The 23,424-nt window shown below is 51.7% G+C and carries 18 protein-coding genes and 1 other annotated feature; of the genes, 13 read left to right on the top strand and 5 right to left on the bottom strand.

The window, feature by feature from the left end; genetic code table 11:
* Positions 1-28: 28 nt before the first annotated feature.
* The 3 genes from AC50Y5_RS17580 (at position 29) to AC50Y5_RS17570 (ending at position 3,603) form a co-directional block, all read left to right on the top strand.
* On the top strand, positions 29-775 hold the full coding sequence (locus tag AC50Y5_RS17580; protein ID WP_056033808.1) for an SDR family NAD(P)-dependent oxidoreductase: 747 nt from the start codon (positions 29-31) through the stop codon (positions 773-775).
* Positions 776-1,193: 418 nt separating this feature from the next.
* Positions 1,194-1,937 (top strand): UMP kinase, encoded by a 744-nt coding sequence (pyrH, locus tag AC50Y5_RS17575; protein ID WP_494862893.1) that lies wholly within the window; start codon positions 1,194-1,196, stop codon positions 1,935-1,937.
* Between the two features lie 136 nt (positions 1,938-2,073).
* Positions 2,074-3,603 (top strand): stalk domain-containing protein, encoded by a 1,530-nt coding sequence (locus AC50Y5_RS17570; protein ID WP_494862472.1) that lies wholly within the window; start codon positions 2,074-2,076, stop codon positions 3,601-3,603.
* A 231-nt stretch (positions 3,604-3,834) separates the two neighbouring features.
* Here AC50Y5_RS17570 and AC50Y5_RS17565 read toward each other — a convergent pair whose 3' ends face one another.
* Entirely contained in the window at positions 3,835-5,097 is a 1,263-nt protein-coding gene (locus AC50Y5_RS17565) for a glucose-1-phosphate adenylyltransferase (RefSeq protein WP_056033812.1), read from the bottom strand.
* 163 nt (positions 5,098-5,260) lie between these two features.
* Between AC50Y5_RS17565 and glgB the strand changes: the two genes are divergently transcribed.
* From glgB to AC50Y5_RS17550, 3 genes are read left to right on the top strand one after another with little or no spacing between them, the layout of a single operon-like run.
* Positions 5,261-7,177, top strand: coding sequence for a 1,4-alpha-glucan branching protein GlgB (gene glgB, locus AC50Y5_RS17560; protein ID WP_494862470.1), 1,917 nt, complete (start codon positions 5,261-5,263; stop codon positions 7,175-7,177).
* Between the two features lie 53 nt (positions 7,178-7,230).
* Positions 7,231-8,661, top strand: a complete 1,431-nt coding sequence (glgA, locus tag AC50Y5_RS17555) for a glycogen synthase GlgA (protein ID WP_494862468.1) — start codon at positions 7,231-7,233, stop codon at positions 8,659-8,661.
* On the top strand, positions 8,661-9,587 hold the full coding sequence (locus AC50Y5_RS17550; RefSeq protein WP_494862466.1) for a hypothetical protein: 927 nt from the start codon (positions 8,661-8,663) through the stop codon (positions 9,585-9,587). Before glgA ends, AC50Y5_RS17550 begins: the two co-directional genes overlap by 1 nt.
* Positions 9,588-9,687: 100 nt before the next feature.
* Here AC50Y5_RS17550 and AC50Y5_RS17545 read toward each other — a convergent pair whose 3' ends face one another.
* A complete protein-coding gene (locus tag AC50Y5_RS17545; RefSeq protein WP_056033823.1) occupies positions 9,688-11,433 on the bottom strand; it encodes an alpha-glycosidase in 1,746 nt (581 codons plus the stop codon).
* A 40-nt stretch (positions 11,434-11,473) separates the two neighbouring features.
* On the bottom strand, positions 11,474-12,286 hold the full coding sequence (locus tag AC50Y5_RS17540) for an SDR family oxidoreductase (RefSeq protein ID WP_056033826.1): 813 nt from the start codon (positions 12,284-12,286) through the stop codon (positions 11,474-11,476).
* Between the two features lie 312 nt (positions 12,287-12,598).
* Between AC50Y5_RS17540 and AC50Y5_RS17535 the strand changes: the two genes are divergently transcribed.
* The 5 genes from AC50Y5_RS17535 to AC50Y5_RS17515 all read left to right on the top strand — a co-directional run bounded on the left by AC50Y5_RS17535 (position 12,599) and on the right by AC50Y5_RS17515 (position 17,511).
* Entirely contained in the window at positions 12,599-13,408 is an 810-nt protein-coding gene (locus tag AC50Y5_RS17535) for a response regulator transcription factor (protein ID WP_494862891.1), read from the top strand.
* On the top strand, positions 13,405-14,874 hold the full coding sequence (locus tag AC50Y5_RS17530; protein WP_494862463.1) for a sensor histidine kinase: 1,470 nt from the start codon (positions 13,405-13,407) through the stop codon (positions 14,872-14,874). The genes AC50Y5_RS17535 and AC50Y5_RS17530 overlap by 4 nt, the downstream gene beginning before the upstream one ends.
* A gap of 100 nt (positions 14,875-14,974) precedes the next feature.
* Positions 14,975-16,069: a hypothetical protein gene (locus AC50Y5_RS17525; protein WP_494862461.1), complete on the top strand. Its 1,095-nt coding sequence runs from the start codon at positions 14,975-14,977 to the stop codon at positions 16,067-16,069.
* A gap of 744 nt (positions 16,070-16,813) precedes the next feature.
* Positions 16,814-17,056 (top strand): hypothetical protein, encoded by a 243-nt coding sequence (locus tag AC50Y5_RS17520; protein ID WP_056033835.1) that lies wholly within the window; start codon positions 16,814-16,816, stop codon positions 17,054-17,056.
* A 176-nt stretch (positions 17,057-17,232) separates the two neighbouring features.
* Positions 17,233-17,511, top strand: a complete 279-nt coding sequence (locus AC50Y5_RS17515) for a hypothetical protein (RefSeq protein WP_046233598.1) — start codon at positions 17,233-17,235, stop codon at positions 17,509-17,511.
* 76 nt (positions 17,512-17,587) lie between these two features.
* Here the strand turns inward: AC50Y5_RS17515 and argS are convergent, their stop codons facing one another.
* Together argS and AC50Y5_RS17505 are read right to left on the bottom strand one after the other, a co-directional pair.
* Positions 17,588-19,279 carry an arginine--tRNA ligase gene (argS, locus tag AC50Y5_RS17510; protein ID WP_442952523.1) on the bottom strand — a complete coding sequence of 564 codons (1,692 nt, stop codon included), beginning with the start codon at positions 19,277-19,279 and terminating at the stop codon, positions 17,588-17,590.
* 76 nt (positions 19,280-19,355) lie between these two features.
* Positions 19,356-19,593 (bottom strand) — a binding site (T-box leader).
* Positions 19,594-19,658: 65 nt separating this feature from the next.
* Positions 19,659-20,624: an L-lactate dehydrogenase gene (locus AC50Y5_RS17505; RefSeq protein ID WP_056033838.1), complete on the bottom strand. Its 966-nt coding sequence runs from the start codon at positions 20,622-20,624 to the stop codon at positions 19,659-19,661.
* A 400-nt stretch (positions 20,625-21,024) separates the two neighbouring features.
* Between AC50Y5_RS17505 and AC50Y5_RS17500 the strand changes: the two genes are divergently transcribed.
* Positions 21,025-22,092 (top strand): EamA family transporter, encoded by a 1,068-nt coding sequence (locus AC50Y5_RS17500; protein ID WP_056033842.1) that lies wholly within the window; start codon positions 21,025-21,027, stop codon positions 22,090-22,092.
* Between the two features lie 125 nt (positions 22,093-22,217).
* Complete coding sequence (locus AC50Y5_RS17495) at positions 22,218-23,381, top strand: iron-containing alcohol dehydrogenase (protein ID WP_494862459.1); 1,164 nt, start codon at positions 22,218-22,220, stop codon at positions 23,379-23,381.
* Positions 23,382-23,424 lie beyond the last annotated feature (43 nt).

Here is a 23,424-nt window from a genome sequence, read left to right as displayed (position 1 = left end):
GGAAGGGAAACGAGGAGGCAGCTGATCAATGGACTATAGTGGAAAAATAGTGCTGGTAACCGGCGCCGCGCGCGGCATCGGCTTGGTTGTTGCGACAAGCTATGCGAGGCAAGGAGCTCTTGTCATTGCGGCAGACAGGGACAGCGAGGGCGCTGAGGCCGCAGCCGACCACATGCGAGGAGAGGGTGGCAAAGCTGCTGCTTATACAATCGATTTGGCTCAGCCAGCGGAAATCGAAGCGATGTTCGCTTTTATCAGCGAGACCTACGGCGGCATAGATGTGCTGATTAACAACGCGGGTTATGCGGTGTGGAAGTCGCCTTACGACCTTGCGGTTGAAGAATGGGATGCGCTGCTCCATACGAATTTGCGCGGCACTTTTTTATGCGCAAGGGAAGCGGCAAAGCTGATGCGCGGCAACGGAGGCGGAGCCATCGTCAATATGGCCTCGACCCGCGCCTTAATGTCTGAGCCCAATACGGAGGCGTATGCGGCTTCCAAGGGCGGCATCGTTGCACTGACGCATGCGCTGGCTCTTTCTTTTGGCCCGGATCGCATTCGCGTCAATGCCATCAGCCCCGGCTGGATCGAAACCGGCGATTATGAAGCACTGCGGCCGGAGGATCACAGCCAGCATCCATCCATGCGAGTCGGCAAGCCGGATGATATCGCCAAAGCCTGCTTTTATTTGACCGATCCGGGCAATGATTTCGTTAATGGCATTAATCTCGTCGTCGACGGCGGCATGACGCGCAAAATGATTTACGAGGAGTAGCGTCATTTCGTATCCGCATCGCAAGCCCTAAGCCTAAGCTACTATTGCAACTTGCCTAGCGCTGGCGTAGAATAAGACAAAATCAAGAAGGAATAAAGGAAGGAGATGGGAATATGGAGCGAAAGCCAAGGCAATGGAACAGCCGGTTTTGCCTGTCCAGCCCGAAGCGCGTTTCTATTTCCATTCCTTTGAAGCACCAAGGCATATCATGCTTTGGTGTTTTTTTTATGCCTTTTTTTCAAAATATAAGACTTTATAAGTTTCATCCTTATATCCGCTTAGAATTCTCCGACAAAGCTCTTCGCACGTCCCGGAAGGACGACGAAGTCATTTTTGCTTGAGTCGCTATTTAAATGGTTCAGTCCCCAATGTTCTGCTTCTTGCGAACGTTAATTTAACTGGAGGTGCATGATTGATGATGAATAACAAGTATAAAAGAGTGCTGATTAAGCTGAGCGGCGGAGCGGTTGCGGGTGGAAGCGAGTTTGGCTTTGAACCCGAAAAGCTGGAGCATATCGCAAGAGAAGTGCTGTCCGTTGTAAAAATGGGCGTTGAGGTGTCGCTCGTTATTGGCGGCGGCAATATTTTTCGCGGCAATATGGGCGAAAGCTGGGGCATTGAACGGGCAGAGGCGGACAATATAGGTACGCTTGCGACCGTGATTAACAGCCTTATGCTCAGAGGCGTGCTGAAGGCCAGAACGAAGAAGGAAGTGCGCGTCATGACGGCGCTGCCTGTCAGCAGCGTTGCCGAGCCTTACATCCGTTTGCGGGCGGTGCATCATTTGGAGAAGGGGTATATCGTCATTTTTGCAGGCGGCAACGGACAGCCGTATGTGACGACGGATTACCCATCGGTGCAGCGGGCCATTGAGGTGGGCTGCGATGCTCTGCTGGTCGCGAAGCAGGGCGTAGACGGCGTGCTTGACGCCGATCCCAAGCTGCACAAGGGCGCGCGGAAATTCAAATCGCTGCACTATAATGATGTGCTGGACCAGCAGCTTAAGGTGATGGACCAGTCGGCGTTTATTTTGGCACGGGACTATAACCTGCCGATTCATGTGTTTAATTTCGACCAGCCGGGCTCGATGAAGGCGATTTGCCATGGCAGCCATGTCGGAACGCTGATCAGCAACAGCTCTGTGCTGGAGTTGGACGCCTGAGCTTTTCATCGCCCTCATCTTCATCCCCAAGGAATGAATGTCTAAATAGCCAAATAGCCATCAAGCTGCAACCTTCCAATTGGGAATGCCGTCCATATAGACAGCTTGTAAATGGTCATTGGGGGTAGTGATGAAGATGTTCAACATAACGACGACAAGGAAATCTAATAAGAGCGGGAAGGCTTGGCGCAGCTTGCTGGCGTTTACGCTCCTAGCAGCGCTTGTATGGACGGGTGGCCCGCAAAGTGCGGCGATTGCCAGCGGAGAGCAAGCAGCAAGCCTGTTGCAAGAGCAAGGGCAGGAGCAAGCTGCTGAGGCCGCCCAAGCCGTCCCCAAAAGCTTCACGCAAATAGAAGCCGCCCATAACTATACGATTGCGCTGCGCAGCGACGGCACGGTTTGGGCTTGGGGACGCAATTTGTGGGGAGAGCTTGGGCTGGAGGGAAATCCAGGCTTTCGCAATACAGTAGCTCCTGTACGTTATTCCGGACTTTCCGATATTGTCTATATTCATATCAATAAGAGCGATCAGAACTATATGGCGGTAAAGGCAGACGGAACGGTCTGGACCTGGGGCCATAATGGCAGCAGCGGGAAAAATGCGAATGGGCTTCGGCAGGTGGCAGGCGCTGCTGGCGTAGCGAAGGTGGCAGGCGGCTACGGCTACGATATAGCTTTATTGAATAATGGCACGGTCTCAACATGGACGAAGCAGCAAGACGACACCGGAAAGCTCAGCTTTGGCAAGCCAGCTGCCGTGAAGGGCTTAAATCAAGTCGTGCAGGTAGCATACGGTTACCCTAAGGCTTACGCCGTGAAGAAGGATGGAACGGTATGGAGCTGGCAGCCTGTGGCGACGCCCCGCGATGGCGCGGAGACGATTAAGCCTACAGCTCCGGCTAAAATATCCAGCTTGTCCGGCATAACCTCCATCGTCGCGTATAGCGGCGGTCTAATGGCATTAGATACGAAAGGAAAAGCGTGGAGCATTGCTGAAAAAGGCAAAAAACAAGCGCTGTATCCGATACTGACGCTGAAGGAGATAAGCGGAAGTGCGGGCAGCCTGCTTATGCTGACGACCGATGGCGAGGTTTTTGCATATGGATATACCGCTACTGGCAAGCAGGGCAAAGTGCGAGGGCTCACCCGGATCAAGCATATCGCAGCGGGGGAAGACCACGGCGTTGCCATTGATGAGGATGGCAAAGCATGGGGCTGGGGCCATAACAAGTTTTATGAAGCGGGCGGACCATCCGAACGCAGCGATGGCATGGTTTATACGCCCATGCAAGCAAGGCCGGCTGTTGATACGTTTATAAATGGGCAATGGCTAAGCAGCATATACCCTGCCCTGCCGCAAGGCGAGACGGTATATGTGCCGATAAAAGACGTAGCTAAAGAATTAGGCATGACGTTGAGCTCCGTTCTTAATAAAGAAGGCTTCAGAATTTATACGCTTAAATACAAGGAACGCTCAGTAACCTTCCGTATAGGGGATACCCAGGCGAAAGCAGGCAATACGACGTTTAAGCTGCCAGAGGCGCCGATTGTTTATTCCGGTGCGACGGCCGTTCCTTATCAGCTGCTTGAGCAGGGGTTTGGCCTATCGGTTCAATGGAACGAGAAGCTTAGCCAGTTGACGATATCGGATCAGTCTGACGAATAATGGAACAAAGCTTCTAACAACCTCAAAAACCCCTCGGCCCACATTGCTTCGTGGACCGAGGGGTATTTTTTGAATTTCTCGGAATGAAACGCGCTGCGCCGCCAGAGGACGGTGACAGCCGTTTCACCTTGCATAACCCGCTATATAATTTGCTGATTCGGCAAGCAGGGTAAAGCGAGCGTCCTGTCGAAAGTAATGGGATACCAAGACATCCACTTATGACACATCACTTTAATAGTGCAAGACGCTATTGCTGAATCGCTCTTCTCCTGTACCAACAAGCTCTGTCGCTGATTTCTCAAACTGCTCTAATTGTTCAAGCGCCTTCAATTTGCTGCTGCCATTCATAAAATGAGCCACAATTGCTTCGCCGGGGGCGACGACGGCTATGTCTCCGTGATTTCTCTCCCCGATGATTGCACCGTCATGAATAACGGCGTTTTCGCCAATAATGGCTCTATGAATAATAACATTGCGCCCAATTTTTGCACCGGGCATAATGATGCTTTCGGCGATGCCGCTGCCTTTTCCAATGCTGACTCCTGCACCGAGCACCGAGCGTGAAATCCGGCCTTCGATTGTGCAGCCTGGATGAGCAATGCTGTTGCTCAGCACGGCTTGCGGGCTGACATAGGGCTTGCGCACCTGCTGAACCTCTTTGGATCGCAGAGGCCAAGTTTCTGTAGATAGGCTCATCTCGCCGTCAAGCAGCTCCATATGCGCTTCCCACAGGCTTTCCACAGTGCCGACATCACGCCAGTAGCCCTCGTATGGATAAGCGTTCAAGTTTTCCTCGGCAGCCAAAATGGCGGGAATAATGTCTTTGCCAAAGTCATGGCTTGAATGAGGGTTAGCGGCGTCCTCCAGCAGGAAACGTCTTAAATCTTGCCAGCGGAACAAATAAATGCCCATAGAAGCCAAGTTGCTTTCCGGGTTTGCCGGCTTCTCCTCAAACTTCATGATGCGGGACTGCTCGTCCGTATGCATGATGCCGAAGCGATGGGCTTCACGCCATGGCACCTGTTTGACGGCAATCGTTGCCATCGCCTTGTTAGCCTTGTGAAATTCCAGCATCGGGCGATAATCCATCTGGTAAATGTGGTCGCCTGACAAAACAAGCACATGCTCGGGATGATGCTCGTCCACATAAGCAATATTGCGAAGAAGGGCATCAGCCGTTCCCGTGTAGCAGCCTGAGCTTGATACCCGAGAAGCAGGCAGCATCGTAATTTCGCCAGAATGCTTCGTCGTTGCTGAGCGAAGCCAAGCTTCTCCATCGGTAATGTGGTCGTGAACCGAGTCGGAGCAATATTGGGTAAGCACGCCGATGGTGCGGATGCCCGAGTTAATGCAATTGCTTAATGGAAAATCAATCATGCGGAAGCGATCGCCGAAAGATACGACGGGCTTGGCCATTTGGCCTGTAAATGGGGCTAAACGACTTCCTTGTCCTCCAGCTAGCAGCATAGCGATGCAATCGGTATTATTAGGCATAAGGCTTTTTCCCTCCAGGCCGTCCGTGACGGGTTGTTGTAAGGTATTTTTAAACGACTGAAGGGCGCTTGAAACGGTTGAGTCAAAATCAATTTTTAAGGTTAATATTAGCTTTCGTGTGCTTTACTATACGTTCATTGCGAACATAAAGCGGGTGAAATGGATGGAAATCTCCACATTGTCCGAAGAGGAAATATTTCTGTTTCATGAAGGAACATGGGCGCATAGCTATCGAAAAATGGGCGCTCACCAATCAACTGAGCATGGAATCGAAGGCACTCGCTTTAACGTTTGGGCGCCGGAGGCACGAGAGGTTCGTCTGGCGACGGATTTTAACGGGTGGCATGGCGGCAATGAGCCGCTAACCCGGCTTAACAAGTCCGGCATATGGACAGGCTTCTTCCCGAATATGCCGAAAGGCGCTTTGTATAAATATGAAATCATAGCCCAAAATGGTGAGAGGCTGCTCAAAGCTGATCCTTATGCCGTTTATGCCGAAGTAAGGCCGCAAACCGCATCGCGCGTCTGGTCGCTGGACGGTTATTCGTGGCAGGATGAGGCGTGGATGCGCGGAAAAAAAGCGCCGTACGCCCGTCCGATGAACATTTACGAGGTGCATCTTGGCAGCTGGCGGAGGCATAAAGACGATACTCTGCTATCCTACAGCGAGCTGGCTGATCAATTGGTCGCGTATGTAGCGGACATGGGGTATACCCATCTGGAGCTGCTGCCGCTGACCGAGCATCCGTACGATAAATCATGGGGCTATCAGCCGACAGGCTATTATGCCGCAACTTCCCGCTACGGTGAACCGCAGCAATTAATGGAGCTGGTGGATCGCTGTCATCAAAACGGTATCGGTGTCATTCTAGACTGGGTGCCGGGGCATTTTGCCAAGGATTCACATGGCTTACGCCGCTTTGACGGCTCGGCTCTGTTTGAAAATGATGACCCGCTCATTGCCGAGAAGCTCGGCTGGGGAACACTCGCCTTCGATTACGGAAAGCCGGAGGTTCGCAATTTCTTAATTTCGAATGCCTTGTTTTGGTTCGATCTGTTTCATATTGATGGCTTGCGCGTTGATGCGGTCACCAGCATTTTGTATCATGATTTTGATAAAAAACCAGGCCAGTGGCGTCCGAATGAATTCGGCGGCAAGGAGCATCTGGAAGGCATCGCTTTTTTGCGCCAGCTGAATAAGACGGTTTTTCAATATTACCCGCATGCCCTTATGATGGCCGAGGAGTCGCATGCTTATCCCGGCGTTACGAAAGCGGTCGACGAAGGCGGGCTTGGCTTTAATTATAAGTGGAATATGGGCTGGATGAATGACACGCTCAGCTATGCCAAGGAGCATTTTTTCAACCGTAAAACCAAACATAATCTGCTGACCTTCCCGATCTGGTATGCCTGGCAGGACAATCATGCGCTGCCGCTTTCCCATGATGAGGTCGTGCATGGGAAAAAATCGCTGCTGAACAAAATGCCCGGAAGCTATGAGCAGAAATTTGCCGGACTGCGGCTGTTCTACGGCTATATGATGACCCATCCAGGCAAAAAGCTGCTGTTCATGGGCGGCGAATTTGCCCAGTTCATCGAGTGGAAGGACGACGCGGAGCTGGACTGGCTGCTGCTGGATTATGAGCCGCATTGGCGGATGCAGGCTTATACCCGCAGGCTGAATCAGCTGTATGCCCAGGAGAAAACGCTGTGGAAGCTCGACCATGATTACAGGGGCTTTGAATGGATAGAGCACGAGGATGATTTGCAAAGCGTCCTCTCATATCGCAGATTAGCCAGCCCGAAGGGGGAAGCGCTCATTATGCTGTGCAATTTTACCGATTACGCGCATCCGGTTTACCGCATTGGCGTACCGAGCGCAGGCGATTATGAAATCGTGCTGAACAGCGATGAGCCTGCTTATGGCGGATCGGGTTTTCAAGCGGAGCTGCTGCGGGAAGGTGGCGCCATTGCATCGCAGCGTATCAGCTGGCATGATAAGAAAAACAGCGTAGAGCTGCCGCTGCCGCCGTTATCTATCCTTATTTTGCGGCGAGTAAAGGTTCAGCGTTCCCGTTAAGCGTTAAATCGTCATTGCAGCATTATGAAACCAAAGAGCAGGGGATGAAATGCATGAACGTATTGTTTGCGGCAGCAGAATGCGTGCCATTTATGAAGACGGGCGGCCTTGCTGATGTAGCAGGCTCACTGCCGGAAGCATTGAATGAGAAGGGCGCCAATGTGCGCGTTATTATGCCGCTTTACGCTTCGGTGAAGGACGTATATCGAGCGCAGATGAAGGAGCTTGGCTTCATTTATGTATCGGTAGGCTGGCGGCAAGTATATTGCGGCATCAAGGAGCTGGAACATGACGGAGTCGTCTATTATTTTATCGACAATGAGCATTATTTCCGTCGCGGCTCGGCTTATGGCTACGGGGATGACGGCGAGCGTTATGCGTTTTTCTGCCGGGCTGTGCTTGATGCGCTGCCGGTAATGGGCTTTATCCCCGATGTGCTGCATTGCCATGATTGGCATACGGGCATGATTCCCGCCCTGCTCAAGCATCATTATTGGCATCGCCCGGAATATTCCCGCGTGAAGACGGTGTTTACCATTCATAATTTGCAATATCAAGGCAATTATCCGCATCATGCGCTGGGCGATTGGCTGGGATTGCAAAATGAGATGTTCACCCCGGATGGAGTTGAATATCATGGTTCGGTGAGCTTTATGAAGGCGGGCATTCAGCTTGCAGACCGGGTGACGACCGTCAGTCCGACCTATGCCAACGAAATCCGAACTGCTGAATACGGGTATGGCATGGACGGCACGCTGCGCGCCAAAGGCGACCGGCTTCTCGGCATTGTCAACGGCATCGACGCCCGCAGCTACAATCCGGAGACCGATCCGTTCATTCCATTCCCATACAAGGACAGCCTCAACGTGAAAAAGCAAAATAAAGCCGCACTCCAGCAGGAGCTTGGACTGCCGGTCAACGATGCCATTCCCCTAATCGGAATGGTCGGCAGGCTAGTGGATCAAAAAGGGCTGCCCCTCGTGCTGGAAGTGCTGGACGAGCTGCTGCAAACGGAAAATATCCAGCTTGTGCTGCTCGGTACGGGTGAGCCCGAGATGGAGCATGCATTCCGTGCAGCCCAGCATCGTTATCCGGACAAAATGGTATCGTGGATCGGCTTTGATGATGGCGTAGCCCGCCGTATTTATGCTGCCTCCGATATGTTCCTCATGCCGTCGCTATTCGAGCCGTGCGGCATCAGCCAGCTTCTGGCGCTGCGGTATGGCAGCTTGCCTATCGTGCGAGAAGTAGGCGGGCTGAAGGACACCGTTCAAAGCTACAACGAGTGGACGGGAGAAGGCAACGGCTTCTCCTTCACCAATTACAATAGCCAAGAAATGCTGAATACGATTCGCTATGCCATTCATATATGGTGGAATGAGTCGCATCGGGGCAAGCTCACCGCCGCCGCCTTTGCTGGAGATTACAGCTGGGGAGCATCTGCGGAGCGTTACATAGCGCTTTATACGGAGCTGGCTCTATAATGATTGAGAATGAAATTGGTCTTGAAAAAGGAGTGCGACCGGTGATGATTGAGCGCTTATTGGAGCTGCAGCAGCGTATTTACCACTATCAAATGGATATTAAGCAAAGCTATGGCCCGGAGCACGCTATTTGGTCACCCGGCAATGATGCTAAAGTCAGCTTTGCCCAGGTTGGCGACCAGTACGAGCTGATGTTTTACGGTGTTGGCTATGATGAAGATCCTTCGATTTCCGCAGATGATTTCGACTACGAGACGAACTATCCTTTTGTAAAGTTCTTGGAATTTATTTGTTTGCCTGAGGTGGCTCCCCATCTTGCATCGCTAACCTTCACGGGGCCTGATGAAGGCGCGAACGGTCTGAATGAATGGAATTTCTCGCGCATCGTGCATTCGGAGGCGGAGTTTTCGGCACTGCGTTCCTTCCTCGTACAGCTCACAGATTCAGGCGATCATAACGTCCGCTTCATCGGGTGCGATTATGAAGAGGAGCATGGCATGGTGACGAAGCTGCTTGCCAAAATGCCAGCTGTTCTCACCTTCCAGACGCCTACAGTGCCGGATGAAGCTTTTTTCGAAATGGAAGGCCATCCGCTCCGTGTGCTGAGGCTGCAGGTAGGTTTTACAGAGGAATCTTTTATTGCCCGTCTCGCTGAATGTCCCTATTATAACGATTTACAGCAGCTGGACTTTTCTGAGCGGATTGAAACGATTGATGACGTGCCGGAGGATGCGATTCCTTATACAAGCTATGAAGCATTGTTCGCCTCTGAGCGTTTTAACTGCCAGCCGCATTTTCATTTCAAGCTGCGCCATTCTACGCTGACATTAGATGAGGTAATCGCCCTTGGCAAGCTCCAGCCCAAGGTGCAATTTCTGTTCATTGAGGGGCGCGGAGGGCGCTATGCTTCGCATTTATCCGATTAAGCAGTACAAAGAAGGGACAGGCCATCGACAAAACCGATCCCTGTCCCTTTTCTGCTGCCTGTTCAAGTCCTATGCAAGTTCTATTCAAGCTGCTTTAACTTTAAATGTTCCGGTACAAAATCCGGTAACCCATCGGTTCCAGCTCAATGCGAAGCTGCTCCTCGAACGTTGCCACTTCTTCCTCGGTAAGCGCATCACGCCAGCCGCCAGCCAGCATCGGGTGGGCGAGGAATACATTTTCCTCTGTATTGTTCATCCAAATGGTGAAATGCTGCTTATTGTTCATCCGCTCATAGACGAAGGTGCCTTTCTCGCTGCTCGCTTGCAGGAAGCGGAAGCGGCCGCAGCGCAGCGCCTCATGCTTTTTGCGGAGCGAAATGATGATGCGATAAAAATCATGCAAATCCCGATCCTGCTTCGCCTCGTCCCATTCCATGCATTTGCGGCAATCGGGGTCGCCGCCGCCTTGCAAACCAACCTCATCGCCGTAGAAGACGCAAGGAACGCCCATCGACGTCATCATAAACACCGCTGCCAGCTTGGCCCGCCGTTTATCGCCGCCCATTCTGGTCAAGGAGCGCGGGATGTCATGGCTCGATAGCAGGTTAAGCAGCGCCTCGTTCGTCTGCTGCGGATAACGCACGAGCAGGCGGTTCACCTCTTCGGCAAAATCCGATGCATGCCTGCCGTTGTTTGCGAAAAAATCAAGCACGCTGTTCGTAAAGGGATAGTTCATCGACGAATCGAACTGGTCGCCCTGCAGCCAGCGCAGCGCGTCCCCCCACACCTCGCCGATAATGTAGGTCTCATGCTTCACAGCCTTGACAGCGCCGCGGAATTCCCGCCAGAAATGATGGTCGATTTCGTCGGCGACATCGAGCCGCCAGCCGTCAATATCCGTTTCACGAATCCAATGGACGGCGACGTCGAGCAAATATTTTTTCACTTCAGGATTGGCGGTGTTGAGCTTGGGCATGTTGCCATAAAAGCCGAACGTATCATAGTTTGCTTTGCCATCTTGTACAGCGACCGGAAAGTGGTTCAAATGAAACCAGTCTTTGTATTTGGACTTTTCTCCATTTTTCAGCACATCCTGAAAATGGGGGAATTGCTCGCTCACATGGTTGAACACCGCATCCAGCACGACGCGAATGCCGCGCTTGTGGCACTCATCGACCAGCTTCTTGAGCAGCTCAAGATCGCCGAACTGCGGATCAATCGTATGATAATCTACCGTATCGTATTTATGATTGGAGGGCGAAGTGAACAGCGGTGTCAAATAAATCGCATTTACGCCCAAATCGCTAATGTATTCCAGCTTATCTAAAATCCCCTGCAAGTCGCCGCCAAAGTGCGAATGAATATCGGGCGTTTCTCCCCAAGGCCTTACGTAATCATGGTCGTTTTCCTTGTCACCGTTATTGAAGCGGTCTACCATGATTTGATAAAAAACCGCGTTTTTCGCCCAATCTGGCGCATCGAACAAGTCGACCTCATGAATGTAGGGCACCTCGAAATAGCCGCCTGGAGGCGTCGGCTGCTGCGCATAAAATCCGGTCTCGATCTTCCACATCGTCTCTGTGCCGGCATGCAGACGGAAGCCATAGGAGAAGCGTTTGTATTTCGGGATGATAACGCCCTCCCAGTAATCAAACAGCTGATCGGACGCTATTTTTTCCATTACAATCTCTTGGAGGTTGCCATTCCAGTCGTATTTGTCTCCGGCGACCATGACGACATCCTCCACATCATTTTTTTTCGTGCGCAGCCGGATGTGATAGGTGCTCAAATCATAGGCGTAGGCCCATTTGTGGCTTGGGGTGTGGTGAATGGCTTCTCTTAGCATAAATAGTTGTTTCTCCTCTCCTGCCCTGCAGTTGGTTTAGCTAGCCGTGAAGCAAGGATTCCGCTCCGTCAATGTATACCGTTGTGCCCGTAATGTGATATGAATCATCCGAGCCGAGGAACAGCGCAAGCTGGGCGACTTGCTCAGGGGAGCCGGGCCCCTTCTCCAGCGGCTGGTCGCCTTCCGGAAAGTTGACCGGAATTTGCACCTCCTCCAAATAAGGCGAGCGTTTCGTGCTTTTATCAATATTCGTCTTAATGGAGCCAGGGCAGATGGCATTGACGCGAATGCGGTAATTCGCCAGCTCCAGCGCCGCCATCTGAGTGAAAGCGACCTGCGCCGCCTTTGTGCTGCTGTATGCGCTGAACCCGATATTCGAGAAGACGCGGTTGCCGTTAATGGAGCTCGTAATCAAAATGCTGCCGCCCTTTTCCTTAAGCGCTGGAATGGCATGCTTCACGGTCAGAAACGTGCCGTTCAGGTTAATGTTGATCGTCTTGCTCCAATCCTCCAGCTTCATCAGCTCAATGGGCGCCATGGAGCCGTTAATGCCGGCATTGGCATAGACGATGTCAAGCTGGCCCAGCTTGTCTAACGCCAATTTATACGCCGCTTCGATCGCTTCCTCGCTTGAAATATCGGTCACGGCTGTTGCGCAAGTGACGCCGAAAGCTTCGGCCTCCTGCTTGACCTTGGCCAGCCCGTCCTCATTCACATCGAGCAGTGCCAGATTAGCGCCTTCCTTGGCGAACAGCAGTGCCGCTGCGCGGCCGATGCCAGAGCCGGCTCCCGTTATTAGAGCAGCTTTGCCCGCCAGTCTGCCGTTGCCTGTCCTCGTTTGTTCATTCGCCATCGTCGAAAACCTCCTGCAATGTATAATGATGTTTAGGGAACATGTCCTGCAAATGCGTATTCTGTTAAGATGATCTAATTTCTCTTACCCTAAACCAATCGGGTGTTCCCAACTATTTCAATTTTTATTTTGCGGCTTCTGCTGGACAATCGGCGACCACAGCGCACCTATCCATTCTTTGTTCATACATGTTTACAAGTTGGAAACAAGTTCGATATATTGGCGATGCAAAATTGCATTATGCTGCGATCTAATGGGTAATCTGGGTTAGATAGGCACAGGTGGGAGCGGTGAAGGATGACAGGTCAGATGATAGATAAAAAAATATTGGTCGTAGATGATGAAGCGAGTATCGTCAGCGCCGTTGCCTATGCATTCAGACGCGAGGGCTATTTGGTCGAGACCGCTGGCGATGGGGAAGAGGCGTTGGAGAAGGTAGCCGTCTTCCAGCCGCATGTCATTATTTTAGACGTAATGATGCCGCGCATGAACGGCTATGAAGTGTGCCGGAAGCTGGAGAATCTCCATGGCGTCGGCATTATTTTGCTCACGGTCAAAAATGACATCGTCGACAAGGTGCTGGGGCTTGAGCTGGGCGCCGACGATTATATGACGAAGCCATTTGATTTGCGCGAGCTTGTTGCCAGAGCGAAGGCGCTGATGCGGCGCACCCAGAAGCTGGCGGGGCGCGAGGAGGAGCCGGATGTGTATGAGCTTGGCAGCATTCGCCTGAACCTGCAGCAGCGGCTCATTACGGCTGGCGGTGCTGCTATTGAGCTGACGCCAAAGGAATTTGATCTGGCAGCGCTGCTGCTGTCGCATCCCGAGCGGGTTTATACCCGGGAGGAGCTGCTTGATTTGGTCTGGGATATGGAATACGCGGGCGGAACGCGCACGGTAGACATTCATATTCAGCGGCTGCGCAAAAAGCTGGGCGATTCGAGCCAGACGCTGCTCCAGACCGTATACGGCATCGGCTACAAAGCTTCAAAGGCAGGAGCGTCAACAGCTGGGGCATCAAAGATAAGCGCTGGATCTGGGAATACGCAGGACACTTCGGCGGAGTCAGTCTCGTCATCGATAAAAGCGAATGAGCCGGGGCAATCCGGTGAGCCGTCATGAGAATCAGCTTAAAGCTGCGGATGAGCATTGTGCTGATCGTGCTGCTGGCGCTTACCGTTAGCGTACTGAGCATGATGGTGCTGAGCGGGATCAAGCGCGATCAGCAGGAACGAACAGAGAAGCTGCTGGCCAAGCAAAGCGAGGTAGCGGCACAATACGTTCGGCAAAGCTTCGCTACTAGCGAACCGCCGCTTGCCCTTGATGCCTTCATGCCGTTGAGAGGGCAGCGGCTGGCGCTCTACATTTCAATGATCAGCGGCATGCAGACGACGCTGTATGACACGCAGGGCAAAGAAGCCGGCAGCTCCATTCCCGTTGGCGGAGAGAAAGGAACAAATTTGTCCGACACGCTGCAATATGCCCTGGTTGGCAAAATCGCCTATCAGACAGCGGGGGATTCCCTGATTTATTTTGCTCCTTTGCAGGGCGAGGATGGATTGCTTGGCGTAGTCAGCTTCCATTACTCGTTGAAAAATGACCATCTGTTCGCCCAGACCATCCGCGAGCTGTTTCAAACGGCGGGCATTATTGCCGTGGTGGCAGGGGCCGCCATGGGCTATGCGTATTTTTATAGGCTGGCCGCGGTCATTTCCCGGCTGAGAAGCGCAGCGGGCAACATTCGAGAAGGGCGGTATTTGCAGCAAAATCCCGTACGCAGGCGCGATGAGCTGGGCGACTTAAGCCAGGATATTTTTTTCATGAGCAGCGCCATTGAACGGCATATTGAGGAAATGAAGGAGGAGCAGCGCAAGCTTACGCTCGCCATCCTCAAGCTGCAGCAATTGGAGCAGCAACAGAAGCAGTTCATCGGCAACATTAGCCATGAGTTCAAGACGCCGCTCACGTCGATTCGGGCGTATGTAGATTTGCTGGATATGTACCGCGATGATCCGAAGCTCATTGATGAGGCGATTCAAAGCATGGGCAAAGAGTCCGGGCGGCTGTACGATATGGTCGAGAAGGTGCTGCATTTGGCGGCGCTGGAAAAGTATGCGTTCGAGCAGCAGGCCGAGGTGCTGCAGCTGGATGAGCTGCTGCTCGATTTGTGCACGCGCATGCAGGGCAAGGCGGCAAAATTTGATTTGTTGCTGCAAACGCAGCTGGAGCCTGCTGTCATCTGGGCCGATCGGGAGAGCCTGATGCAAATATTCATCAACTTAATTGATAATGCCATTAAATATAATCGTCCTGGCGGACGTATTGAGGTTGCGCTGCATGTGGACGGAGCTCGGGTCAATGTTGTCGTGCGGGATACGGGTATTGGCATTCCAGCGGAAGCGCATGACAAAATTTTTGAGCCTTTCTATACGGTCAACCGCGACCGCTCCCGCATATCGGGAGGAACGGGACTTGGCCTGTCGCTCGTTAAGCAGCTTGCCGAGGCGCAAAAGGGTGAGCTTGTACTGGTAAGGTCGGGCGAGGATGGAACGACGTTCAAGGTCTATTTTCCGCTATATAGCGGTTAAAGGTGTAAAGGTTTACAGGTTCGAAACAAGCTGGAGATGAGGCGGAAACATCCGCGGATTACAATAAGCGCATAGCAATAAGGGAGAGGGGAAATGCGAGATGAAACAAACCCATTTTAAATGGATAAATACAGGCGCAGCTGCCTGTTGTGTGGCTTTGCTGCTTGCGGGCTGCGCAGACGGAACGGCACCTGCACGCGAAACAATTCAAAAGCCGGATAAAACAATTACCGTCGTAGAGCCGGGCCAATCGACCGATACGAAGGTTGCTGTTAGCCAAATAACGCAAATAGACAGAACGCGGGGGATTAGCTTTATAACCGAGGAGCAGCTGGTCATCGTCAAGCGCAATGAAAATGAGCAGAAAATAGCGGTGGAAGGGGAAATGATGTTTCCCAACAATTTGTATGTGCACGATCTGGCAACGAAGCAGGAGAAGGCCTTGCATGAGCAGCCTGCGCATCAGGGATTTGCCAAGCCGTCTCCGGATGGGAAATATTTATTTTATAAGCTGAACAATGAAGAAAGTGCCCACGGCTACATGATGAATTTAGAAACGCGAGAGTCGGTCGAGCTGGGCAGCGATGTGATCGATACGACGACAGGCATGTGGATGGACGATACGCATGTGCTGTTTTTGACGGTCGAGGGAAAAGTAATCAAGGCGAGCGTTGATGGCACATTGGAGACGATTTTGAGCAGCGATCATCGGATATTTACGGCAGTGCCTGGCGAGGGCGGCATTTATTATGTGGTGAATGAAGTGCTGTATTTTCTTCCCTATGGCAGCAAGCAGGCAGAGAAGCTGGCGACGGACGTCGTCTGGGTGATTCCCTCGCCAGAGCGCAAGCAGCTCGCTTTGGTGAAGCGGACATCGAATACGACACGTACGCTGATGATTACGGATGCCAAGGGCAATGAGCCGATTGAGCTGGGCAGCGCGACGCAAGTATTTGGCACAAGCTGGTCGCCGGATGGCAAGAAGCTGGCCTACAGCCTGACATCGGAAGGAACGGACGGCGACAACGGCGTATTTGTAGCGGATGCCATTAGTGGCGATACAGTGCCGATCAAGCTGGATGTCCAATATTTATCCGATGATCTCGGCTGGAGCCCTTCTGGCAAAAAAATCGTCGCCGCAACTTATTCCCAGGAGCAGAACGATTTTATTACGTTTGTGATTACATTGAAATAAAAGCTGCATCATTATATTTATGAAAAAATAAGGATGTCCGTAATAGCTAGCAGCTACTCAGCTACTTAAGGACATCCTCTTTATGGTTAATTTAAATTACTTTAATTCACAGGCTTTGCAAAAAACAAGGAAGCTTAGAATGAACTAGCGCTGGTCTAGTCTCCTGTATACTTACATCTATTAAAGATTTTGTTATAAACTTCATGAAAAAACCTCCAGCTTAATATGAAGTTATTTTAGTGCCTTTATATGAACGAAAATGAGCCAGAATTAGATCAAAATTAGCGTCACACGTATTTCCGATAAACTTGGCGGACACAGCAGCAGCTATTTTAACAGGATCACGGGTTATGGCACAGGCTGCGGACTCAGGAGCCGCTAATGCGCTGTAAATGGCCATTTTATTAGGATAATGGGAGTGATAACGGCTCTCCTGTCCGCTTACGTCCTGAACTCGGCTCAAAAGTCAGAATAGCGGAATCTCAGTCCTCAGTCCCGATCTGGTTTACATATGTGCCTAGCAGGTTCGTTATGAAACGCTATTATAGCACTTTCAACTTTAAATTTTGCTTTTTTTAACCATAATAAAAATTCTGTATGATAAAATTTAGTCGCTGGCGTAAATATTGAATTTGGCAGACAAGTGTTTAAATGAATTCAGGCAATGATGAATCTATGCTTATCCATGCAATCGAGCGATTAAACGTTCGTCGTTATTGTAACCCTGAACGAGGTGGTAGGGTCATGCTTAATTTAATTGCTCTAATCGCTTATTTGCTGATTACATTATGGGTCATTGTTAGTATCATAAGAGCAGGATGGGAGCCTCAAAGAAGAGTGCAAAACATCTATTTGTTATTTATAGGTGGAATGCTAATGTTTGCAATGGCTCCGAATGAGCTTTGGAAAACGATCCTTCCGCTGTTCAATCTTGCTCTCATCATAGCCTATCTGATATTCATCTTTGCTTTGAGAAAAAAAGTGTAAGAGCATAAATCATGCATGCCTCGTTATAAAAATGGATTCACCGAAGCGGGAATTCCTTACTTTCGTATGAAGATTTTCAAAGCAAAACGATGGACCTAATGGCGGAAATATTGACTTAAGGCGCTATAAAGGGTATTATTACACAATCTTGAATACGAACAGTAAGGGTGAAAATCTTGAATTCGAAACTGCAGATTAAGAACGTTATTTTAGCCGACAAAGATCTTGCCTCAGGGTTATATCAGTTCATCATGACACTTAGTGAAGGTTCTAAGGCGCGTTTGTTCTACAGCCAGAAGCCAGTATGGAGATTAACAGGCGTTACGCGTATGCTGAACGTGCCGTGTCCATTGTGCCGGAAAGACTACTACTGTAATTGCTTTGAGAAGAACATTGCTCATTTCAATCAGCAGATCATCGAGAAGGATCTTATTCCGGAACCGACGAATAGCTAATACTTGTTTGAACAAGCTTACAAAAACAGGCATCCCCGCCTCTGGCTGGTGGATGCCTGTTTTTTGCGCTTTGCGTCTAAATTTCCTTCGGCGTCTTCAAGCCGAGCAGCTCTAAGCCTTCCTTAAGCACATCGGCAGCCACCTGCACCAGCTTAAGCTTAACGATCCGCTCCCCAGCGTCCCCAGCGAGCACCTTGTCATGATGATAAAAACGATTGAACGCCTGGGCGAGCTGAATCAAATATCTGGCGAGAATCGATGGCTCATGCCGTTTGGCGGCGTCTCCAAGGGCTGCTGTGTAGCGCAAAAGCATCTTCATTAGCAGCCAAGCATAATCGCCCGTCACATACTCATAATCTGCAGGCTGAGGTGCTGCTGCGACGTCGCTGCCGGCCGCTTTTGCCAATATCCGCTGTGTTCTGGCGTAAGCATATTGCACGTACGGGCCCGTCTCCCCTTCAAAATTCAGTACATCCTCCAGCACAAAATCGACCGCGAGCATTCTCGTATTTTTGAGATCACCGAACACGACGGCGCCAATGCCAACCGCTTCGGCTACCTCGGCCTTGCCTGCAAGCGCTGGATTCTTTTCCTCTATTTTTTGCAAAGCCCGCTGTACCGCTTCATCCAGCACTTCTTCTAGAAAAACGACCTTGCCGCGGCGGGTGGACATTTTTTGCCCGTCCAGCTTCATAAGCCCGAACGGGATATGCTTGCAGGCGGCTGCCCACGCAAAGCCCATTTTCTCAAGCACGAGAAACAGCTGGCGGAAATGCAGCGATTGTTCCGAGCCGACAACATACAGCAGCTCGCTGCCCTTCATCTCTTCATGGCGATAAATGGCAGTCGCCAAATCACGTGTCGCATAGATGGATGTGCCATCGGATTTGCGAATGAGGCAAGGCGGCAGCTCATGCTCATCCAGCCGGACGACCTGTGCGCCTTCACTTTCCTCCAGCAGCTGCTGCTCCTGAAGCTGCTGGACGACGGCGTCCATTTTATCGTTATAGAAGCTTTCGCCAAGAAAATGGTCAAAGCTGACGCCGAGCCGGGCATACAGCTTATTGAACTCCTTCAGGCTGTCGGCAATAAACTGGCTCCAGCAGCGAATCGCTTCAGCATCGCCAGCTTCCAGCTTGGCGAACCAGCTGCGCGCCTCATCCTCCAGCTCGGGGTGCTGCTCTGCCTCTTCGTGAAAACGCACATACAGCTCCAAATAGCCCTTAATGGGATCGGCTGCAAGCTGCTGCTCGTCGCCCCATTTTAGATAGGCGGTAATCATCTTGCCGAACTGCGTGCCCCAATCGCCCAAGTGATTGACGCTGACCGTCTCATAGCCAACCTTGCGCAAAATATGGTACAGCGCATTGCCGATCATCGTCGAGCGCAAATGCCCAATACCGAACGGCTTCGCAATATTGGGCGAAGACATGTCGATTATGACACGCTCTCCATTCCCTATAGCTGCATGCAGGAGGGTTCCGTTCTGCCAATCTGCAATAAGCTGCGCGGCTGCCAGTTCCCGATTCCATTTGAAATTCAAATAGGGGCCGGCAGCCCGAACGCTCCAGCTCGCATCTGCCAGCAGGGGCTCAAGCAAAGCAGCAATGTTAACGGGGCTTTGTTTCATCGTGCGGGCCAAAGTAAAGCAGGGGAAAGCAACATCGCCAAGCTCCTCATCGGGCGGATATTCCAGCAAGGGCCGAATATCCGCTTCGGGCAGATCCAGCGCTTTGGCCAATGCCAGCGCGATTTTGTCCATTAACAGCATCATCATCTTCCTCTCTAAAATAAATGTTCCGGCCAGAGTAGAGCAGCACGCCAAAAAGGCCCCGTCTCTAAAAATAAGAGACGAGGCCTGTTATCCCCGCGGTACCACTCTTGTTGCCGCCTCCGCACAGAAACAAAGAGGGGCATCTCGCCGTTGTAACGGTGCTGAACCGGACGTCCCTAGCATGATTGCTCGTTTCAGGCCGCCATCTCCCGGGTGCGCTTCACCTAATCGTCCATTGCCGGCTTCCACTGTCCCGGCTCGCTTGAAATGGCACCCATGTAGGTTACTCTCCCGTTCCTTGATGTTAATTAACAGCTATCATATCGGATACGATCAGAAAAATCAATCCGTTTTTAGTCGGCCAAGCTTGCAGCTATTCTTTCTCGGTTACGAGGCACAGGCTCTCAATCGCCTGGCGTATAATCGAGCATGAGCGCTCCATCAGCCGCTGCTCCCGCGTAGTCAGCTTGAGCTCGACGATTTCCTTAACCCCGCAGCGGGCGATGATCGCGGGGACGCCAGCGCATACTTGCTGCTGGCCATATTCGCCGTTTAATATCGCAGACACGGCAATAATGCGATGCTCATCGTTTAGAATAGAGCGGGTAATATGCGCCAGCGCATTGCCGATGCCAAAGCTGGTCGAGCCTTTGCGCGTATAGATTTCCCAGCCGGCATTGCGGGTCTGCTCCGCGAGCGCTCCGAGCTTCACATGCCCGAAGCGCTCGGGATGCTGGGCCAAAATATGCAGCAGCGGCTTGCCGCCAACCGTCACATGCGACCAGGCGGGAAACTGCGACTCGCCATGCTCCCCAAGCACATAGCCCTGCACGCTGCGGGCATCCACTGGAAAATGCTCGCAGAGCAGCGTCTTGAGCCGCGAGGAGTCGATGGACGTTCCGGTGCCAATCACTTGGCAACGCGGCATGCCGGACAGCTCCCACACGACATACGTCACAATATCCACAGGATTGGCGGCCGCTACAAAAATTCCGCTGAATCCGCTGTTCATAATGCGCGGAATCATCGTTTCATAAATCTCGCGCACCGTATGCAGCACATCAAGCCGATCATCGCTGCCGACGGGATACGCCCCAGCGCAGAGAAGGATAACGTCCACATCCCCGCACTGCTCCAGCGTTCCAGCAGCAACCTTTGTGCGGCCATGGACAAAGTCCATGCTGTGCGACAAATCGAGCGCCTGTGCATAGGCCCGGTCGAACGTGCGGTCAATGAGCAGCAGCTCATCGCAAATCGACTGGTTAATTAAGGCATACGCGCAGCTTGAACCGACCTGACCGACTCCTACAATAGCGACCTTGCGCGCTTTGTTTGCCATCCGTTTGCATCTCCTCCACCGTAACCTCGTTACGCTATTATATGCGGCATCCAGCCCATGATGTGACGGCTATGTTCAATCCATGTTTGTCTATGTCACATGGAAGCAAAAGCGTGAAAATATGCACATTTTGACCTGCCATCCTATGGCGGATAGAGCTTTGCTTTTCAACATATCCACAGAGTTATGCACATTATCAACAGAGTTCAAATGGAGTATTTTCCGCCACCTCCAATACTTATCCACAAGTGAACAGGGAGGATTGTCCACACTGTACAGGTCAGAAGTCCTAAGGTTGAATATAGATAAACCGCTTATTTTCGTACATTTACAATCTAACTTTCAGCTGTCATGATAGGGAAAGTATATGTGGGCAGACACAGATGGAGGAATGGAATTCATGTGGCTTGTATTATCCTTGCTGGCGGCGACGAGCTTTGGGCTGCGGGGGATTTTGTATCATTGGACGAGCCAGCAGGCGCTTAATCGCAATGCGCTGTTGTGTGGTGTATTTTTCTCAGGGGCGCTGATTACACTTGTTTGTACGCTGGCGACTGGAACATCTTTCACCGTTTCATCGCTTATTGGCGTGCAGATGGGACTGCTCTCTTTCGGCGCAAATGCGAGCATGTTCAAGGGCTTTGCCGTGGGCAAAGCCTCTATTGTTGCGATTTTGACCGCGCTTCCTTCGGCAATTGTCGTCGTTGTCGCCTTCGCGGTATGGGGCGAGACGCTCAATATGGCGCAGCTCAGCTCCTTTATTATCATTATTGCGGGTATATTGCTGGTGCGTTATTCCAATGATATTACCCGTGGCAATTTGCAAGGAGCGCAATGGGGGCTACTGGCGATGCTGCTGTTTGCCGGAAACGATTTGTCGGGAAAATGGTCGACGATGATGGATGCGCCGTTGTTTCCGACGCTTGTCTGCATGTTCAGCAGCGGCTCGATCTGCTTTGGGCTTTGGTGGCTGCGCGACCTGCGCTCCGTACGTGCTGCTGCTGCGGCAGCAGGCCAAGCAGCGCAGGAGATAGCAGCAGGTGCCGCAGCAATTACTCTTAACGCTGTTAATACTCTCAATTCTCTTAATACGGTTAGTGCGGTTAATGCTGGTATCACGAGTGGTGCAAGAAACGGGACTGCGAGTCCAAGCACTCAGCCAATCGTGAGCGTGGCAGCTCAGGCAGCCAACCGGGCAGGCACAGCAGACAAACGCAGCTGGAGCTTCCGCCGCACGTTTTCCGTCGGGATGGCAGTCGGCATTACCAATGCAGTGGGCATGATGTTTATTGTGACGGCCTTTGATGTAGGGAAGGCGGGGCTGGTGTCGGCCGTAACGGCGCTTAATGTGCTAATCGTGCTGCTTTATACGCGGTTCGTTGTGAAGGAGCGGTTCTCCAAACTGGAGACGATCGGGATTTCGACCGCGTTCGCAGGGATCCTGCTCTTGCGTTTGTATGGCTCCTAATGTGAAGCGGCCTGCGCTGAATACAGGCGAGTTAAGTACGAAACGTCTATAACTTTAGAAAACTCAGTGAAAGTGTTATAATACAACCGTTCACTTATTTTACTTAACGGGAGGTTTCACTTACTATGAAAGATTTTGAATTGTACAACCCAACCAAGCTCATATTCGGAGCAGGGAAGGTACAGCAGCTTGGAGAGCTGGTCAAGCCATACGGGACGAAAGTTCTGCTCGTATACGGCGGCGGAAGCATCAAGCGTTCGGGGCTTTATGACGAAGTGATTTCCCAATTAAATAGCATTGGCGCAACCGTTCATGAACTGTCTGGCGTGGAGCCGAATCCGCGTCTAACGACAATTAATAAAGGGATCGACATTTGCCGCAGCGAAAAAATCGAGTTCGTGCTCGCCGTTGGCGGCGGCAGCGTGCTGGATGCTTCCAAGGCGATTGCAGCTGGGGCGCTCTATGATGGCGATGTGTGGGATTTCACGATCCGCAAAGCAGTCATCCAAGAGGCATTGCCTATCGGCACCGTGCTGACGCTTGCCGCTACCGGCTCGGAAATGAACGGCAATGCGGTTATTTCCAACTGGGAAACGCAGCAAAAACGCGGTCTCGGCAGCAAGCTTGTTTATCCGAAATTTTCGATTCTTGATCCGAAGCTGACATATTCCGTGCCGAAGGATCAGACGGCGAACGGCATTGTCGACATTATGTCGCATGTGTTCGAGCAATATTTCTCCCTGACGACCAATACGCCGCTGCAGGAGCGCTTTGCAGAATCCATTTTGCAAACGGTCATTGAAAATGGTGAAAAAGCAATCGAAAACGGCTCCGACTATGACGCCAGAGCGAATTTGCTGCTTGCCGGCACCTTTGCGCTCAACGGCACGCTGCCGATTGGCGTCGTGACGGACTGGGCGTCGCATGGCATCGAGCATGAGGTAAGTGCGATTTATGATATCGCACATGGCGCAGGACTTGCGATCATCTTCCCGAACTGGATGAAGCATGTGTATCAAGAGCGTATTGACCGCTTCGTGCAATATGCGGTACGGGTATGGAACATCGATCCGAGCGGCAAATCCGATGAGGAAGTGGCGCTTGCGGGTATTGAAGCGACACGCGCCTACTTTACGCGCATTGGCGAGCCTGCAACACTTGGCGAGCTGGGCATTGGCGGCGAGAACATTGACCGGATGGCGGCGGAAGCGACTGTATTCGGCCCAATCGGCTCCTTCAAGAGCCTGGACAAGGAAGCGGTCAAGAGCATCTTGACGGCGAGCCTGTAAGCCAGGAAGTCAAAGCTCTTATAAAGCATTCAGGTACTGCTGC

Source organism: Paenibacillus sp. JT22N7, assembly GCF_059383875.1.
Note: the sequence above shows the minus strand (reverse complement) of the source record. Positions and strands in the feature narration are given on the sequence as shown.

Coding starts and splice junctions, on each gene's coding strand:
- AC50Y5_RS17580 (WP_056033808.1), top strand. CDS start 29: ATGGACTATAGTGGAAAAATAGTGCTGGTAACCGGCGCCGCGCGCGGC.
- pyrH (WP_494862893.1), top strand. CDS start 1,194: ATGAATAACAAGTATAAAAGAGTGCTGATTAAGCTGAGCGGCGGAGCG.
- AC50Y5_RS17570 (WP_494862472.1), top strand. CDS start 2,074: ATGTTCAACATAACGACGACAAGGAAATCTAATAAGAGCGGGAAGGCT.
- AC50Y5_RS17565 (WP_056033812.1), bottom strand. CDS start 5,097: ATGCCTAATAATACCGATTGCATCGCTATGCTGCTAGCTGGAGGACAA.
- glgB (WP_494862470.1), top strand. CDS start 5,261: ATGGAAATCTCCACATTGTCCGAAGAGGAAATATTTCTGTTTCATGAA.
- glgA (WP_494862468.1), top strand. CDS start 7,231: ATGAACGTATTGTTTGCGGCAGCAGAATGCGTGCCATTTATGAAGACG.
- AC50Y5_RS17550 (WP_494862466.1), top strand. CDS start 8,661: ATGATTGAGAATGAAATTGGTCTTGAAAAAGGAGTGCGACCGGTGATG.
- AC50Y5_RS17545 (WP_056033823.1), bottom strand. CDS start 11,433: ATGCTAAGAGAAGCCATTCACCACACCCCAAGCCACAAATGGGCCTAC.
- AC50Y5_RS17540 (WP_056033826.1), bottom strand. CDS start 12,286: ATGGCGAATGAACAAACGAGGACAGGCAACGGCAGACTGGCGGGCAAA.
- AC50Y5_RS17530 (WP_494862463.1), top strand. CDS start 13,405: ATGAGAATCAGCTTAAAGCTGCGGATGAGCATTGTGCTGATCGTGCTG.
- AC50Y5_RS17525 (WP_494862461.1), top strand. CDS start 14,975: ATGAAACAAACCCATTTTAAATGGATAAATACAGGCGCAGCTGCCTGT.
- AC50Y5_RS17520 (WP_056033835.1), top strand. CDS start 16,814: ATGCTTAATTTAATTGCTCTAATCGCTTATTTGCTGATTACATTATGG.
- AC50Y5_RS17505 (WP_056033838.1), bottom strand. CDS start 20,624: ATGGCAAACAAAGCGCGCAAGGTCGCTATTGTAGGAGTCGGTCAGGTC.
- AC50Y5_RS17500 (WP_056033842.1), top strand. CDS start 21,025: ATGTGGCTTGTATTATCCTTGCTGGCGGCGACGAGCTTTGGGCTGCGG.
- AC50Y5_RS17495 (WP_494862459.1), top strand. CDS start 22,218: ATGAAAGATTTTGAATTGTACAACCCAACCAAGCTCATATTCGGAGCA.